Here is a 15028-nt window from a genome sequence, read left to right as displayed (position 1 = left end):
AACTCGACCACCGCGGTCACCGACTTGCCCGCCTCGGCCGCGGCGATCAGCGCGTTGATGACCGCCGACTGCTTGCCCGCGCGGTACAGCGTCTGCTTGATCGCGACGACATCGGGGTCGTTCGCCGCCTGTTTGAGGAAGGCGAGCACGACGTCGAACGTTTCATATGGGTGGTGGACAATGATGTCCTTGGCGCGGATCGCGGCGAAACAGTCGCCGCCAAACTCACGAATGCGTTCGGGAAAGCGGGGCGTGAAGGGCGTAAACTTCAGGTCCGGCCGGTCTTCCTCCGCCAGCAACGCCAAGTCGCCGATCCCGAGGAACGCGCCACTCTCGGTCACCAGCGTGTCCGATCCGCCCAGCTCCTCGCGCAGCACCGAAGCGAGCGTCTCGCTCATGCCGGTTTCCAGCTCGAGCCGGATCACGCGCCCGCGCCGCCGCCGCTTGATCGCGTTGGCGAAGTAACGGACGAGGTCCTCCGCTTCCTCCTCGATCTCGATATCGCTGTCGCGCAGGACGCGGAATTCGGCCGCGCCGAGCACATCGTAGCCGGGGAACATCAGGTTGCTGAACCGCTTGAGGAGCGATTCGACCGCGATGTAGCGTGCGCCCTCACCTGGAAGCCGCACGAACCGCGGCATCGCATTGGGCAGCATGACGAGCTCGCGGATCGGCTCCTTGTCCGATCGCCGGACAAGGTCGAACATGACCGCCATGCCCTTGTTCGGCAGGAACGGGAACGGATGCGCGGGGTCGAGCGCCTGCGGGGTGATGACCGGGAAGAGCTGCTCCCGAAAATGCGTCTCCAGCCACGCCTGCTCCTCCAGATCCAGCGCGGTATCGATCGCGTGGCTGCCGATCACGCGGATACCGGTTTCAGCGAGCGCGTAGCGGATGTCGCGCCAGACCGACTGCTGGCTGACCATCAGCGCGTCGGCCTCCACGGTAATCGCGGCGAGTTGCTGCCCCGGTGTCAGCCCGTCGGCCGAGCGCGCCTCGACCTCCTGCGACTGCTGCCCCTTCAAGCCGGCCACGCGCACCATGAAGAATTCGTCGAGATTGTCGCCGGAGATTGCGAGGAAGCGCAGCCGTTCTAGTAAGGGGTGCGCGGTGTTGCACGCTTCGTCCAGCACGCGGCGATTGAACGCCAGCCACGACAATTCGCGGTTGAAGTAACGCCCAGGCGTGGCTTTTTCGAACGGATCATCGTCGCGCGCGTGCTGGACGTGGGCAGGCCGGGTCATGCGGTATCTGGATCCTCTGCGGCGCCGAACAGCGCGGTCATGAGATCTCGCGCCAGCGGAATGGTGACACGCCGACGCTCCGAGCGCGCGGCTTGTTCCAGCCCATCGAGCATCTGCGCGACAGCTTGATGACGCCGCGGCAGTCGCGGCAGCAGCCACTCAAGCAGGTCGTGGCGCGCATCGAGGCGGCGTCGAGCGAACCCGCGTTCGAGCAGCGCGCGGGTCAGCGCTGCGTCGGGCGGCTCGATCGCGGCCACCGGGCTTGCCGCCAATCGCGTGCGCAGGTCGGGCAGCGTGACGGCCCATGCGGGCAGCGCAGCGGGGGCGACGAGCAGCAGCGGGGTGCGCGTCGCCTGCGCGTCGTTCCAGGCGTGGAACAGGGCGCGCTCGTCGACTCTATTGGCATCGTCAATCACGCGACCGCCCGACTGTGCCGCGAACACCTGCGCCAGCAGGCTACGACCCGACCCCGCCGGGCCGACCAGCAGCGCGGTGCTGACCGGCCAGTTTTCCCAACGCTGCAGGACCTGCACCGCGTGACGGTTGGAGTCGGTCACCAGAAACTCGACGTCCTGCACCTCGTCGGGCCAGGCGAGCGGCAACGGGTATTGCACGGCTTCTGGTCTGCCAACGCCGCCGCTATCGCCCGCGCGCATTATCCGGCGAGTGCGTTGTCGGGCTGCAGATCGGGCGGGAGCAGTTGCGGCGCGCGGCGGATGCGCAGTGTCGTGCCGCCGCCGAATACCTGCCACCCGCGCGCCTCCAGCCCCGCGCGCAGGTTCGCCGGATCGCCCGCGAACGCGACTGTCATCAACGATACGCCGCCGAGCGCCAGGCTGCTGGTCGTCGCGCTGCGAACGCCGGCCACACCGCGCAATGAATTTTCGGTGCTCGTCACCGCTGCCGCGTCGGGTGTCTCGACCTGCACGATCACGGTCGTGACCGCCTGCGCGCCCGCCGCAGCGTCCGCGTCGAGCGACGTATCGGTGATGACGGGCGCTTCCGCCTGCGCGACGGGCGCGACATAGTTCAGGCCCGGATCGGCGCGAAGATAACCGCCGCGCGCGGCCGACTGGTAGATGTCGTCCATCCGCTTGACCCCGGCATCGAGCAACGCCGGCAGCGCCGACGCATTCTCAGCCCGCAGCGCGAAGCGTGACAGCAATCGGTTGTCGGGGCCGTGGCGTGCCTCGAACTCGCCGATCACCGGACCGCCGGGCCATTGCCGCCGGAGCCGCACGACCGGGATCAGCACGTCGCTGCCGCCGTAGAGGTCAAGCACCTTACGCCACCAGCCGCGTGCCGGACGCTCGGTCTGCCCGACGTTGAGCAGCAGCGGATCGGCGCCGTTGCCGGGCGGGCGGATGTAGTCGATCTCGCTCGTGCCGGTGCGAAAGCGTGCCCATGCCTCCTGCCAGGCAGTGCGCTGCTCGAACACGCCGCCGACCCCGGCTGACCAGACGACCGGAACGACGACCAGCGGCTGCGAACGCGCCACAAAGCTGCTGATGCCGAGCAGCCCCGCGGTGCGCGTGCGGTCAAACAGGACGCCCAGTTGCGCGATATAGCGATTGGGGCCGATCTGCTCGTTACCGACCACGATCGCGGTGACGAGCGAATCGAGCGTGCCGTCGGGCACCAGCCCGCCGCCGCCACCCAGCCGGCGCGACAATTGCACCCACGCTTTGCGCTGCGCCTCGCGCCAGCCCGCCAGCCTTGCCGCCTGCGAGTTCGGTCCGGACACGTCGACGCTGACGCTGGCGACCTCGTAATCGTTCGAGCTGTCGACCGCTGCGACGCCGCGGTCCCCACCGTCGATCTGCGCGACGACCGCGCCCGCCCCCAGCAGGGCGACGCCGGCGGTCGCGGCAATGGCGATGAACGGACGGCTGCGCATCGGCGCCTTTTGGCGAAGCGGGCGTGGAAATCCAAGCGCGTTGTGGCTAGGCGACTGGCGCATGACCGACGAACCCACTGCCGATAGCACCGCCGCACCTGCCGGCGGCTACACCTACGCCGACGCGGGCGTCTCAATCTCGGCCGGGAACGCGCTCGTCCGCGCAATTGCGCCGCTTGCCCGCTCGACGCGGCGTAAGGGCGCGGATGCCGACCTGGGCGGGTTCGGCGGACTGTTCGACCTGAAAGCGGCGGGGTTCACCGATCCGCTGCTCGTCGCGGCGAACGACGGTGTGGGTACCAAGCTCAAGCTCGCGATCGAGCACGACCGGCACGAGGGGGTCGGTGTCGATCTGGTCGCGATGTGCGTCAACGACCTGATCGTGCAGGGCGCGGAGCCGCTGTTCTTTCTGGATTATTACGCCAGCGGCAAGCTCGATCAGGCCGTGGCCGAACGGGTCATCGCCTCGATTGCCGAAGGTTGCCGCCAGGCGGGTTGCGCGCTGATCGGCGGGGAGACCGCGGAAATGCCGGGCATGTATAGCGACGGCGACTATGACCTCGCGGGTTTCTGCGTCGGTGCGGTTGAGCGTGATCGGCTGCTCGACGGGCGGCGCATCGCGGCGGGCGACGTGATCCTGGGCCTCGCTTCCTCGGGCGTGCATTCGAACGGTTTCTCGCTCGTCCGGCGGCTCGCCGCGGATCGCGGGTGGAGGCTTGATCGTCCCGCGATGTTCGATCAGGACCGACTGCTCATCGACGCGCTGATGGCGCCGACGCGCATCTATGTCGCGAGCCTGCTGCCGCTGCTGCGTGAAGCGCGCATCAAGGGGCTTGCGCACATCACCGGCGGTGGACTGCTGGAGAACATTCCGCGCGTCCTGCCGGAGGGCACGCACGCGGTGGTCGACGCCGATGCCTGGCCGCAGCCGCGGCTGATGGCGTTCCTGCAGGCGCAAGGCGCGATCGAGCCGGAGGAGATGGCGCGCACGTTCAACTGCGGAATCGGCATGGCAGTCGTTGTCGATCCCGACCAGGCGGAAGCGGTGACGCAGGCGCTGGAAGCCGCGGGCGAAACGGTGTTCCGCATCGGTCGCATCGAGACGGGCGAGCGCGGCTGCACGGTGACCGGCAGCACCGAGACGTGGAGCGCGCGCGACGACTGGCGCGCGACGCACCACGCATGAACGCATCCGCCAAGATCGCCGTGCTGATTTCGGGTCGGGGTTCGAACATGCAGGCGCTCGTCGAGCATGCAGGCGACGCATACGAGATCGTCGTGGTCGCCTCCGACCGCCCGAGCGCACCCGGGCTCGCCTGGGCGATCCAGCACGGGCTGCCCACCTTTGCGCTGTCACCCAAGGGCATCGGCAAGCCGGTATTCGAGGCCGCGCTCGACAGCGCGCTGCGGGAGGCAGGCGCGGAATGGATCGCGCTCGCGGGCTATATGCGGCTACTGTCTGACGAGTTCGTCGCACGCTGGCGCGGGCGGATCGTCAATATACATCCCTCGCTGCTGCCCAAGTACAAGGGGCTCGACACGCACGCGCGCGCGATCGCGGCGGGCGACGCGGCCGGGGGTTGTTCGGTTCACGTCGTGACCGAGGAACTCGACGCGGGCGAGGTGCTGGGCCAGCGTGAGGTCGCGATCCTGCCCGACGACACAGCCGAAACGCTTGCCGCGCGCGTGCTGGAAGCCGAACATCAGCTCTACCCTGCCGTGTTGAAGGAGTTCGTGCGCCGATGAGCGAAACGCCCAATACCGATCCGCTTGCGCGCGTGCGCGAAATCGCGCTGCTGCTGCCCGGGGCCGAAGAGCGCGAGAGCCACGGTCAGGCGACTTTCTTCGTCGACGGCAAGCAGTTCGCCCAGCTTCGCGACGATCATCACGGCGACGGGCTGAGTGTCGTCTGCGTGCGGACGAGCGGCACGGACGAGCAGGCGATGCTGATCGAGGCGGCGCCCGAGACCTACCGCAAGCCCGCCTATCTCGGCGCATCGGGTTGGGTCAGCATCGACCTGTCCGGCGACACCGACTGGACGCTGGTTGAGGACCGCGTTGCGCGAAGCTGGGAGTTGAGCGCCCCGGCCGGTCTGCTGGAGGCCGGCGGGCGCTGACCGATCAAAGGTCGCGCGCGAACACCAGATCGTCGTGCCACGTCGCGCCGACGAGGAAGCGCCGCTCGCCGATCACCGACAGACCCTGCTTGGTATAGAAGCGGTGTGCGCGCACGTTGCCGCCGTAGACGCCGAGCAGCAGTCGACGGTGACCTGCGGCCCGCCCGTCGCTGACTGCCCGCTCCATCAACGCGGGGCCGAGTCCCTGCCCGTGCGTCGGCGCGAGCGCGTAGATGCGCTTGAGCTCCACGTCACCCGCCCGGGGCTCGACCGGCAGGTCGGGCGCGGTCAGCAACGTGTAGCCGAGCGGCGCGGCTCCGTGTTCGGCCTCCGCGAGCGTCGCGACCGCTCCCTCGCCCATGTAGCGCGCGAACGCATCGGCGCTGCTGTTGCGCGCCACGTGCGCGACGATGTCGGCGCGGTCGAGGACGCCCGCGAACGCTTCGAGAAAGGTCGCGCCCGCGACGAGCGAGAGGAGTGCGGAATCGTCCGCGCTCGCAGGTCGCAGGCGCCAGTTCATGTCAGTTATCCGGCGATCAGCCGACGATCTCTTCCGGCTTGAAGAAATAGGTGATCTCGATCTCGGCATTCTCGTCCGAGTCCGAACCGTGCACGGTGTTCGCCTCGATCGACTCGGCCAGTTCCTTGCGGATCGTGCCCGCGTCGGCGTTCGCCGGGTTGGTCGCACCCATGATGTCGCGATTGCGCTGCATCGCGTTCTCGCCCTCGAGCACCTGCACGACGACCGGACCCGAGATCATGAACTCGACCAGATCGTTGAAGAACGGACGCTCCTTGTGCACCGCGTAGAAACCCTCGGCCTGGTCGCGGGTCATGTGGATGCGCTTCGACGCGACGACGCGGAGGCCGGCATCCTCCAGCATCTTGGTGACCGCGCCGGTCAGGTTGCGACGCGTCGCGTCGGGCTTGATGATCGAGAAGGTACGGTTCGCGGCCATGACGGTCACGGGCTCCTGCAAAACAGAGGTGATGGAAAGTGCGCGTCCCCTAGTCGCGGCGCCCAGCCTGCGCAAGCAGCCACGTCGGGCTGGTGCGATCACACGAGCGCGCGGACTGTACTAGGCCGCCTGTTCCCAGCGGCCGGTTTCGCTCTGCTTCCAGTAGCGCCGCTCGATGCCGTCGCGTGTCGCCAACCCCTTCCACGCCGCCCGCGCGTCAGCAATGCGATCCTCGTCAAAGAAGTGGAACGCGCGGTCGAAGCTGAGCGCGCCGTCGCGCCACTTCCCGTCGGCAAGCGCGACATTACGCGCTTCGTTGGCGGCGACCATGTCCGGCGCGATTAGCACTGGCTGCTGCCTGTCGTAATCGCCGCCCGCGAGACCATGCGGCAGGAAACTGTCGGGTGCATACGACCACAAGGTCTTGTCGAGCGTGGCGCGGCGTGCCGGGTCGCCCTCCACCACCAGCAACCGCCCGCCTTCGGCGAGGATGCGCTCCGCGATGCGGGGCAGCACGCGCTCGAGCGGACTGGTGGTCAGATGGTAGAAGTCGACCTTCACGTCGCGCGCCGCTTTCCGCCTCAGCCCTCTAGATTGTCGGCGACGAAGCGGTCGAGCACGCGCACGCCGTAGCCGGTCGCGCCCTTGGCCCAGGTGGCGCCGTCCTTCTCCGACCAGACCATGCCGGCGATGTCGAGGTGTGCCCATTTCACGCCCTCGTCGACGAAGCGCTTGATGAACTGCGCCGCGGTGATCGAACCGCCGCCGCGCGGGCCGACGTTCTTCATGTCTGCAATGGCCGAGTCGATCAGCTTGTCGTACCCGTCCGCCAGCGGGAAGCGCCACAACAGGTCGCCGCTCGCGCGGCCTGCCGACAGGATCTGCTCGGCGAGCGCGTCGTTGTTCGAGAACAGCCCGCCCATTTCGTTGCCGAGGCTGACGATCATCGCGCCGGTCAGCGTGGCGAGATCGATGATCGTCGCCGGCTTATGCACGCTCTGCACCCAGGTCATGGCGTCGCACAGCACGAGACGGCCTTCCGCGTCGGTGTTGATGACCTCCACCGTCTGCCCCGACATGGTGGTCACCACGTCACCGGGGCGCTGCGCATTGCCGTCGGGCATGTTTTCAACGAGACCCATGACGCCGATGATGTTTGCGTTGGCCTTGCGCGCAGCGAGGCTCAGCATCGCGCCCGCGACCGCGCCCGCGCCACCCATGTCCCACTTCATGTCTTCCATGCCGGCGGCGGGTTTGATCGAGATGCCGCCGGTGTCGAACGTCACCCCCTTGCCGACCAGCGCGGTCAGCGGCGCGTCGGCTGAGCCGCCGTTCCACTTGAGCGCCAGGATGCGCGCCTCGCGCCGCGACCCCTGACTGACGCCGAGCAACGCGCCCATGCCGAGCTCCCGCATCTGCGGCTCGTCTAGCACGGTGACCTCGAGACCGAGCCCGTCGACCGCCGCCGTTACGCGCTCAACAAAGCTCTCGGGATACAGGATGTTCGGCGGCAGCGTGGCAAGCGTGCGGGCGAGCCCCATACCACGCGTGACCGCATCGCGCTTCGCCCATGCCGCCTCGACATCGCTCGCGTCGCTGACGATGACCAGCTCTTCGAGTGTCGGCTTCTGCTTTGCCGGCAGCTTGGTGCGATATTCGTCGAAGCGCCAGCTGCGCTGTGCGGCGCCCGCGGCGAAACGCGACACGCTTGCGGCATCGGCACCCGACAGGTCGGCGACAACGGTCGCGGCCCCGGCGGTCAGCAGCTTGGCCGTGAGCGCACCGCCCGCGCGCTCGAACGCCGCGTCGTCCCCCGATCCCACACCCAGCAGCACGACACGCTGCGCGCCTGCGGAACCGGGCAGGAACACCTCAGCACTTGTTCCCGCCTCGCCTTCGAACCGCTGCCCTGACATGGCGCCCGCGACGAGCGCCTTATGGTCGGCGCCGAGGCCCGCGGGCTCTGCTCCCTTGCGCACCGGCAGTGCCAGGACGGAAGCGTTGGCCGGACGGGTGGGAGCGAACGTGATCTTGATGGACAAAGCGATTTCCTCTTTCTCTGGCGCGTCTGATAGGCCGGCGGATACGCGCTGGCAAAGCGTTGCAGCAACGCGCGGGCGATGCGATAGGGCGCAGAAGCAGCGCCGTGCTCTTCCGGCCGCTCGCGAGCGACAAGTTGACGGGAGCAAGGTGACGCGTTCTGATTTCCTCGCCGGGTGCGTGCTGCCGATGGCTGCGCTGTGCGCCGTGCCGCTGTGCGCGGGGTCCGCGGCTGCGCAGTCGCTGGCGGATCGCCCGGCGACGCCCGACCCTGCGCTGAGCATCCCCGCCGATACGCCGCAGCCCGCACCTGCAGCGGCTGCAGGAGACGACCAGGTCCAGTTCAGCTCATCCTCGCTCGATTACGATTACGAGGCCGACATCGTCACTGCATTGGGCGACGTGCGCATGACCCGCAGCGGCGAGAAGCTGCGCGCCGAAAAGGTGGTGTGGAACCGCAAGACCGGACGCGTCGTCGCGACCGGCAACGTGGCCGTCACAAACCCACAGGGTGACGTAGCGTACGGCGATTCGATCGACCTGACCGACTCGCTAAAGGACGGGGTCATCGACAACCTGCTGGTCGTGCTGGAGCATGGCGGGCGGCTCGCCGCTGTCGACGGACGACGCGACGAGAACGGCACCTATTTCCTCAACCGCGCGGCTTATTCGCCCTGCCCGGTTACCGACGCGAACGGCTGCCCCAAGGAGCCGACGTGGAAGATCACCGCGGTTCGCGTCACCTACCGTCCCGATAAAGACCGAGTCTACTTCGAGGGCGCGCGCTTCAACCTCTTCGGTCTCGCCAGCCCCCGACTGCCGCGGTTTTCGACCAGCACGGCCGAATCGAACAGCACCGGGTTGCTCACGCCCGGCATCGGGATCGACCGGCTGAACGGCGGCGAACTGACGCTCCCCTTCAACATCGCGGTCGGGCAGAACCGCTCGCTCGTGGTTACGCCACATATCTTCACCCAGGTCTTGCCGCTGCTGGAGACGCATTACAGCGAAGTAAACACGTTGGGTGCGTTCTCCATCGCCGCCTACGCCACATCGAGTCGGCGCAGCGAGGATCTGTCGACAGGCTTCACCACCGCGACCGAGCGCGCGTTCCGCGGCTACCTCGACGGCACGATGCGTTTCCAGTTCACCCCCGAGTGGAGCTTGTCCGGGTCGCTGCGGCTATCGACCGACCGCACCTTTACGCGGCGCTACGACATCTCGGACGACGATCGGTTGCGCTCGACCTTCGCGCTCGAACATATCGATGCGAACAGCTATTTCGCGGTAACCGGCTGGGCGACGCAGACGTTGCGCGTCGGCGATCGCCAATCGCTGCAACCCGTCGCGCTGCCCGAGATCGATTATCGTCGGCGCGTGCAGGATGTTGCGGACGGTGTACTTTCGCTCCAGGCGAATACGCTCGCGATCGGACGCAAGGCCGGACAGGACACGCAGCGCGCCTTCGCCAGTGCCGAATGGGACCTGCGCCGCCTGACCAGATGGGGACAGGAAGTGACGCTGACCGTGTTCGCGCGCGGCGACGCCTACAACACCAGCGATGCCGCAGCGACGCTGGTGCCGAGCTATCGCGGCCTAGACGGATTTCAGACGCGCGCGATCGGTGCGGCGGCAATCGACGTAAAGTGGCCGTTCATCGGTGAGTTGTTCGGCGGCACGCAGCGCTGGACACCGCGGGTGCAGATCGTCGCGTCGCCGCATGTCGCCAATCTACGCGTCCCGAATGAGGATGCGCGCGCGGTCGATCTTGAAGACTCGAACCTTTTCGCGCTCAATCGCTTTCCCGGCTACGATCGCTGGGAAGATTCGTCGCGCATCACCTACGGCGGCGAATGGGCGTTTGATCGCACCGGGCTGTCGATCGACACGACGATCGGCCAGAGCTACCGACTCGATTCTCGCCCAACCATCCTGCCGAGCGGCACCGGATTGTCGGACAGCTTCTCCGACATCGTCGGGCGCACCAACGTCCGCCTGCGCGACGTTATCACCTTCACGCACCGCTACCGCCTCGACAAGGACAGCTTCGCGGTGCGCCGCAACGAGATCGATGCGACGGTTGGATCGTACACCACCTACGCCACGGTCGGTTACCTGCGGCTCAACCGCAACATCGACCCGGTTGTCGGTCTGCAGGACCGCGAGGAAGTCCGCGTCGCCGGGCGAGCCGCGTTCGCCCGCTTCTGGTCGGTCTTCGGCTCGGCGGTGATCGACCTGACCGATCGCGCCGAGGACGTGCTGTCATCCAGCAGCGGATTCGACCCGATCCGCCACCGTCTAGGCGTCGCGTACGAGGACGATTGCCTGGAACTCGGACTGACCTGGCGACGCGATTATCGCACCACCGGCGATATTCGTGCGGGCAACAGCTACCTGTTGACGCTGGCATTCAAGGGTCTCGGGCGCTAAGCCGGGGTTCAGCAAGGCCGGTGCATGACTGCGGTAAGGCCGCACGCGGCTGTCATGGGAATTTGAGACGCTTGATGACGAAGACGAGAGGCGCAGTGCTGACGCGCCGGGCGATGGCATCGCTGCTAGGTCTGGCGATTGCGGGCGGCGCGGTCGCGCAGACGGTCGACGATCAAACGCTGCCCGACAACACCGGGCTCAACATCCCGGCCAATCTGCAGATTTTCGGCAAGCTTGATCCGAACATTCGCAAGGCGACCGCGATCGTCAACGAGACGGTGATCACCGGAACCGACATGGACCAGCGCGTCGCGCTGATCGCCGCGGCGAACAACGCCAAGCTGACCGACGAGGATCGCGAGCGGCTGCGCTTGCAGGTGCTGCGCCAGCTGATCGACGAAACACTGCAGATCCAGCAGGCGAAGACCGCCGACATTGTCGTGTCGAAGGAAGAGATCGATCAGGCGATCGGTCGCGTCGCCAAACAGTTCAACAAGTCCCCGGCCGAATTCGCCGCCTGGCTGCGCGAGCAGGGCTCCTCCGACCGCTCGATGCGGCGCCAGATCGAGGGTGAACTCGCCTGGAACCGCTATCTGCGCAAGCGGGTCGAGCCGTTCGTCAACGTCGGCGACGAGGAAGTGAAGGCGATCATCGATCGTCTGCAGGCGGCGAAGGGCACGGAAGAATACCACCTCGCCGAAATCTACCTGCCGGCCAACAGCGATCAGCAAGCCCAGGTCGAGGGCCAGGCGCGGCAGATCATCGGCGAAATCCAGAAGGCGCAGGCCCCCTTCAGCTATTTCGCGCGCAACTATTCGGCCGCGACGACGCGGTCGGTCGGCGGCGATCTCGGCTGGGTGCGCGCCGCGCAGCTACCCGAGGCGCTGTCGGCGGCTAGCCAGCAGATGCAGGTCGGCCAGGTCGCAGGCCCGATCCCGATCCCCGGCGGCTTTTCAATCATCTATCTCGTCGACAAGCGGCAGGTGCTGACCGCCGATCCGCGCGACGCGCGGCTCAGCCTGAAGCAGATGACGATCAAGTTCCCAGCGAACACGACCCAGGCGCAGGCGACCGCGCGCACTGCGCAGTTCGCGGCCGAGATACGCAAGCTGCAAGGTTGCGGCTCGGTGGAGAAGGTCGGTCAGACGCTGAACGCCGAGGTAGTACAGAACGATACCGTGCGCATTCGCGACCTGCCCGGGCCGCTGCAGGACATCATGCTGAAGCTTCAGGTCGGTCAGGCATCGCCACCGTTCGGCTCGCCGACCGAGGGCGTCCGCACCTTGGTGCTGTGCGGTCGCGACGATCCCGTATCGGGTCAGCTGCCGGGTGCCGAGCAGATCCAGAACCAGCTCGAGCAGCAGCGTGTCAACCTGCGGGCGCAGCAGGCGCTCCGCGATCTGCGCCGCGACGCGGTAATTGACTATCGCTGACGCGGCCGTGACGCCGCTCGTCGTCGCAATGGGCGATCCGGCCGGTGTCGGACCGGAGACGCTCGCCAAGGCATGGGAGGCACGCGTCGCGCACGCGTTGCCGCCGTTCGTCGTCGTCGGGGATGCGCGCGCGGTCGAGGCGGTATGGCACGGCCCAATCACGCGGATCGACGACCTGCGCAATGCCACACGTTCGTTTGACGAGGCATTGCCGGTGCTGAGCCTACTTGATGCGGGCACGATCGTTCCGGGGCAACCGAGTGCCGACGGCGCGCGTGCGGCCTTTCACGCGCTCGAAACTGCAACCGGGCTGGCGCAATCGGGTGCCGCGCGCGCGCTTGTCACGGCACCGGTCGGCAAGGCGCAGATGTACCATGTCGGCTTCACCCATCCCGGGCAGACCGAGTTCGTCGCCGAGCGCTGCGGCGTTGCGCGCGAGAATGCAGTGATGATGCTCGCCGGCCCGGAATTGCGCGTCGTGCCGATCACCACGCACGTTCCCTTGGCTGCCGTTCCTGGCCTGCTCAGTGTCGAACTGATCCTCGCGAAGGTGCGCGTGACCGCACGCGGTCTTGCCAAAAACTTCGGCATCGCGCGACCGCGGCTAGCGTTCGCCGGGCTCAACCCGCATGCCGGTGAGAGTGGCGCCTTGGGGCGCGAGGAGATCGAGGTGGTCGAGCCCGCGATCGCGCGATTGCGCGACGAGGGGATCGACATTGACGGACCACTCGCCGCCGATACGATGTTCCACCCGCGCGCGCGTGCGCGCTACGATGCCGCGATCTGCTGCTACCACGACCAGGCGCTGGTACCGCTCAAGACGCTGCATTTCGACGAGGGCGTCAACATTACGCTCGGGCTGCCGATCGTCCGCACGTCGCCCGATCATGGTACCGCCTTCGGAATCGCGGGACAGGACAAGGCGCACCCGGGCGCGATGATCGCCGCGATCGCTATGGCTGATGCTGCGGCGAGCAACCGGCGACGTTACGCCGCGACGTGCAAGTGACCACGCCCGCAGTCGATCTGCCGCCGCTTCGCGAGGTGATCGCCCGCTTCGGGTTAAATGCGTCCAAGGCACTTGGTCAGAACTTCCTGTTCGATGCGCAACTGCTCGGGCGGATCGCGCGCATTCCGGGTGACCTTAATGATCAGGAGGTGCTGGAGATCGGCCCCGGACCCGGCGGGCTGACGCGAGCGCTGCTCGCGACCGGCGCTAAGGTGACCGCGATCGAGCGCGACCGGCGCTGCATCCCAGCGCTCGCCGAGCTGGAGACGGCATTTCCCGGCAAGCTGCGCGTCATCGAGGGCGACGCGACCGAGATCAACGCGCGGTCGCTGTTCGATGGCAAGCCGCACATCGTGTCAAACTTGCCCTATAACGTCGGCACGCCGTTGCTCGTCGGATGGTTGTCGGCCGAATGGATGCCGTGGTGGCAGTCGCTGACGCTGATGTTCCAGCGCGAGGTCGCCGACCGGATCGTGGCACCGGTGGCGAGCGACGCTTACGGCCGGCTAGCGGTGCTTTCGCAGTGGCGGTCGGCGGCGAAGCTGGCGATGCCGGTGCATCGCTCCGCCTTTACGCCGCCGCCCAAGGTGATGTCGGCGGTCGTCCACATTACCCCGAGCGAGGAACCGGCCGGCGTCCGCCTCGACATGCTGGAACGCGTCACCGCGGCGGCGTTCGGGCAGCGGCGCAAGATGCTGCGGCAGAGTTTGCGCGGCGTCACCGGCGCGCTCGACGCGCTAGAGGCGGAATGCATCGATCCGACGCGGCGGGCGGAAACGGTGTCGGTGCCCGAGTTCGTCGCAATCGCGCGACGGCTGAGCTAGCCGGTCAGTCCTTCGCGGTCGTTGTATTGACACCGACCGGTGCGCTCACCTGAGCCGTGGTGATCGGCGGCCCCTTGGCGATGCGGGCAGCGAGGGCGGTCGCCTGCGGGCACTGCCCCTTGCAGAGCGTGCGGACGCGCGCGAGATTCTGCTTGGCGCGCTCGACCGCGCCCTTCGCGACCATCGCCTCGCCCTGCCCGCTAAGCGCGTCGACGTCGTTGGGTTCTAGCATCAACGCCTCGCGGTAGAGGCGGATCGCCTTGCCGGGAAGGCCGCGCGCCTCGGATACCTGCGCCAGCACGACGAAGGCCTGACGATTGCGCGGGTCAACCGCCAGCGCCGTTTCGAGCAGGTCAGTCGCGCCGTCGAGGTTGCCCGCGGCGCGCGCGCTCTCCGCCTGTTTCATCAGTGCGGTGCTGCGCGGGTCGATCTGATCGTCGGGACGCTGGCCGTAGAGCGAGGTCGAGATGGAGGCCGCTGCCAGCCCGAGCGCGACGGCGACGGAAGTAAAACGCATGATCGGCTCCAGCTTCGGCACTGTTTCAACGAATTAGCACGGTGCCCGGAGGCGCGCGACAAAAAAGCCGTCGGTGTCGTCGTGCGCGGGCGTGAGCCGCAGCCCGTGACCATGCGCTCGCCCGAACGGCAACGACAACGCTTCTGTCTGCCAGCCGGGATGCGCCGAGAGGAAGGCCTCCACCTGACCGCGTCCTTCCGCGTCGAGCAGCGAGCAGACGATGTAGACGAGCGCGCCGCCCGGCTTGACCAACGGCACACCGAGCGCGAGCACGTGGCGCTGGGTCGCCACGAAGCGGTCGATCCGTGCCGGCGTCAGCCGCCAGCGCGCCTCCGGATTGCGCCGCCACGTGCCGGTGCCCGAGCAGGGCGCGTCGATCAGCACCGTATCCGCCTGCCCTGCCAGCGGAGCGAGCGCATCGACTTCGCGTCCGGCGTCGAGCAGCAGCGGCTCGATGATCGTTACGCCAGCAGCGGTCGCGCGCGGTTCAAGCCGGCGTAGCCGCGCGCGGTCAACGTCGGAGGCAATGATGCGACCCTGATTCTCCATCGCAGCGGC

The 15028-nt window shown here is 67.6% G+C and carries 15 protein-coding genes and 1 pseudogene; 7 read left to right on the top strand and 9 right to left on the bottom strand.

Annotated features, from left to right (window positions below; all coding sequences use genetic code 11):
* The 3 genes and pseudogenes from QZ847_RS00480 to QZ847_RS00470 form a co-directional block, all read right to left on the bottom strand.
* Positions 1–1244 (bottom strand): annotated as a pseudogene (locus QZ847_RS00480) (RNA degradosome polyphosphate kinase); the annotation flags it as partial.
* The gene (locus QZ847_RS00475) at positions 1241–1858 is read right to left on the bottom strand and encodes a chromosomal replication initiator DnaA (RefSeq protein WP_294352072.1); all 618 of its coding nucleotides are present in this window, start codon (positions 1856–1858) and stop codon (positions 1241–1243) included. The pseudogene QZ847_RS00480 and the gene QZ847_RS00475, both read right to left, overlap by 4 nt.
* 41 nt (positions 1859–1899) lie before the next feature.
* Positions 1900–3141 carry a heavy-metal-associated domain-containing protein gene (locus QZ847_RS00470; protein ID WP_294352070.1) on the bottom strand — a complete coding sequence of 414 codons (1242 nt, stop codon included), beginning with the start codon at positions 3139–3141 and terminating at the stop codon, positions 1900–1902.
* A gap of 61 nt (positions 3142–3202) precedes the next feature.
* On the opposite strand from QZ847_RS00470, the gene purM reads away from it, so the two are divergent.
* Genes purM through QZ847_RS00455 form a run of 3 tightly spaced genes read left to right on the top strand, consistent with a single transcriptional unit; the run spans position 3203 to position 5258 of the window.
* Positions 3203–4327, top strand: a complete 1125-nt coding sequence (gene purM, locus QZ847_RS00465; protein ID WP_294352067.1) for a phosphoribosylformylglycinamidine cyclo-ligase — start codon at positions 3203–3205, stop codon at positions 4325–4327.
* Positions 4324–4887, top strand: coding sequence for a phosphoribosylglycinamide formyltransferase (gene purN, locus QZ847_RS00460; RefSeq protein WP_294352066.1), 564 nt, complete (start codon positions 4324–4326; stop codon positions 4885–4887). Before purM ends, purN begins: the two co-directional genes overlap by 4 nt.
* The gene (locus QZ847_RS00455) at positions 4884–5258 is read left to right on the top strand and encodes an MmcQ/YjbR family DNA-binding protein (RefSeq protein WP_294191629.1); all 375 of its coding nucleotides are present in this window, start codon (positions 4884–4886) and stop codon (positions 5256–5258) included. Before purN ends, QZ847_RS00455 begins: the two co-directional genes overlap by 4 nt.
* A gap of 4 nt (positions 5259–5262) precedes the next feature.
* On the opposite strand, the gene QZ847_RS00450 is transcribed toward QZ847_RS00455, so the two are convergent.
* From QZ847_RS00450 to QZ847_RS00435, 4 genes are all read right to left on the bottom strand, one after another.
* Positions 5263–5778, bottom strand: a complete 516-nt coding sequence (locus QZ847_RS00450; RefSeq protein WP_294352063.1) for a GNAT family N-acetyltransferase — start codon at positions 5776–5778, stop codon at positions 5263–5265.
* Positions 5779–5794: 16 nt separating this feature from the next.
* Positions 5795–6217: a nucleoside-diphosphate kinase gene (gene ndk / locus QZ847_RS00445; RefSeq protein ID WP_294352077.1), complete on the bottom strand. Its 423-nt coding sequence runs from the start codon at positions 6215–6217 to the stop codon at positions 5795–5797.
* Positions 6218–6337: 120 nt separating this feature from the next.
* Complete coding sequence (locus QZ847_RS00440) at positions 6338–6778, bottom strand: DNA polymerase III subunit chi (protein WP_294352061.1); 441 nt, start codon at positions 6776–6778, stop codon at positions 6338–6340.
* Between the two features lie 20 nt (positions 6779–6798).
* Entirely contained in the window at positions 6799–8253 is a 1455-nt protein-coding gene (locus tag QZ847_RS00435; RefSeq protein WP_294352075.1) for a leucyl aminopeptidase, read from the bottom strand.
* A gap of 193 nt (positions 8254–8446) precedes the next feature.
* Here QZ847_RS00435 and lptD point away from each other — a divergent pair, with 193 nt between their 5' ends.
* The 4 genes from lptD (at position 8447) to rsmA (ending at position 13953) form a co-directional block, all read left to right on the top strand.
* On the top strand, positions 8447–10687 hold the full coding sequence (gene lptD, locus QZ847_RS00430) for an LPS assembly protein LptD (protein WP_294352074.1): 2241 nt from the start codon (positions 8447–8449) through the stop codon (positions 10685–10687).
* 74 nt (positions 10688–10761) lie between these two features.
* Positions 10762–12120 (top strand): peptidylprolyl isomerase, encoded by a 1359-nt coding sequence (locus QZ847_RS00425; protein ID WP_294352058.1) that lies wholly within the window; start codon positions 10762–10764, stop codon positions 12118–12120.
* Between the two features lie 7 nt (positions 12121–12127).
* Positions 12128–13129: a 4-hydroxythreonine-4-phosphate dehydrogenase PdxA gene (pdxA, locus tag QZ847_RS00420; RefSeq protein WP_294352056.1), complete on the top strand. Its 1002-nt coding sequence runs from the start codon at positions 12128–12130 to the stop codon at positions 13127–13129.
* Positions 13126–13953, top strand: coding sequence for a 16S rRNA (adenine(1518)-N(6)/adenine(1519)-N(6))-dimethyltransferase RsmA (gene rsmA, locus QZ847_RS00415; protein ID WP_294352052.1), 828 nt, complete (start codon positions 13126–13128; stop codon positions 13951–13953). The genes pdxA and rsmA overlap by 4 nt, the downstream gene beginning before the upstream one ends.
* A gap of 4 nt (positions 13954–13957) precedes the next feature.
* On the opposite strand, the gene QZ847_RS00410 is transcribed toward rsmA, so the two are convergent.
* Both QZ847_RS00410 and QZ847_RS00405 read right to left on the bottom strand, forming a co-directional pair.
* On the bottom strand, positions 13958–14470 hold the full coding sequence (locus QZ847_RS00410; protein ID WP_294352050.1) for a tetratricopeptide repeat protein: 513 nt from the start codon (positions 14468–14470) through the stop codon (positions 13958–13960).
* A gap of 33 nt (positions 14471–14503) precedes the next feature.
* On the bottom strand, positions 14504–15028 hold a 525-nt coding region (locus QZ847_RS00405), incomplete at its 5' end, for an RsmB/NOP family class I SAM-dependent RNA methyltransferase (protein WP_294352048.1).

Source organism: uncultured Sphingomonas sp., assembly GCF_913778135.1.
In the GTDB taxonomy this organism is placed as follows: domain Bacteria; phylum Pseudomonadota; class Alphaproteobacteria; order Sphingomonadales; family Sphingomonadaceae; genus Sphingomonas.
Note: the sequence above shows the minus strand (reverse complement) of the source record. Positions and strands in the feature narration are given on the sequence as shown.

Coding starts and splice junctions, on each gene's coding strand:
- QZ847_RS00470 (WP_294352070.1), bottom strand. CDS start 3,141: ATGCGCAGCCGTCCGTTCATCGCCATTGCCGCGACCGCCGGCGTCGCC.
- purM (WP_294352067.1), top strand. CDS start 3,203: ATGACCGACGAACCCACTGCCGATAGCACCGCCGCACCTGCCGGCGGC.
- purN (WP_294352066.1), top strand. CDS start 4,324: ATGAACGCATCCGCCAAGATCGCCGTGCTGATTTCGGGTCGGGGTTCG.
- QZ847_RS00455 (WP_294191629.1), top strand. CDS start 4,884: ATGAGCGAAACGCCCAATACCGATCCGCTTGCGCGCGTGCGCGAAATC.
- QZ847_RS00450 (WP_294352063.1), bottom strand. CDS start 5,778: ATGAACTGGCGCCTGCGACCTGCGAGCGCGGACGATTCCGCACTCCTC.
- ndk (WP_294352077.1), bottom strand. CDS start 6,217: ATGGCCGCGAACCGTACCTTCTCGATCATCAAGCCCGACGCGACGCGT.
- lptD (WP_294352074.1), top strand. CDS start 8,447: ATGGCTGCGCTGTGCGCCGTGCCGCTGTGCGCGGGGTCCGCGGCTGCG.
- QZ847_RS00425 (WP_294352058.1), top strand. CDS start 10,762: ATGACGAAGACGAGAGGCGCAGTGCTGACGCGCCGGGCGATGGCATCG.
- QZ847_RS00410 (WP_294352050.1), bottom strand. CDS start 14,470: ATGCGTTTTACTTCCGTCGCCGTCGCGCTCGGGCTGGCAGCGGCCTCC.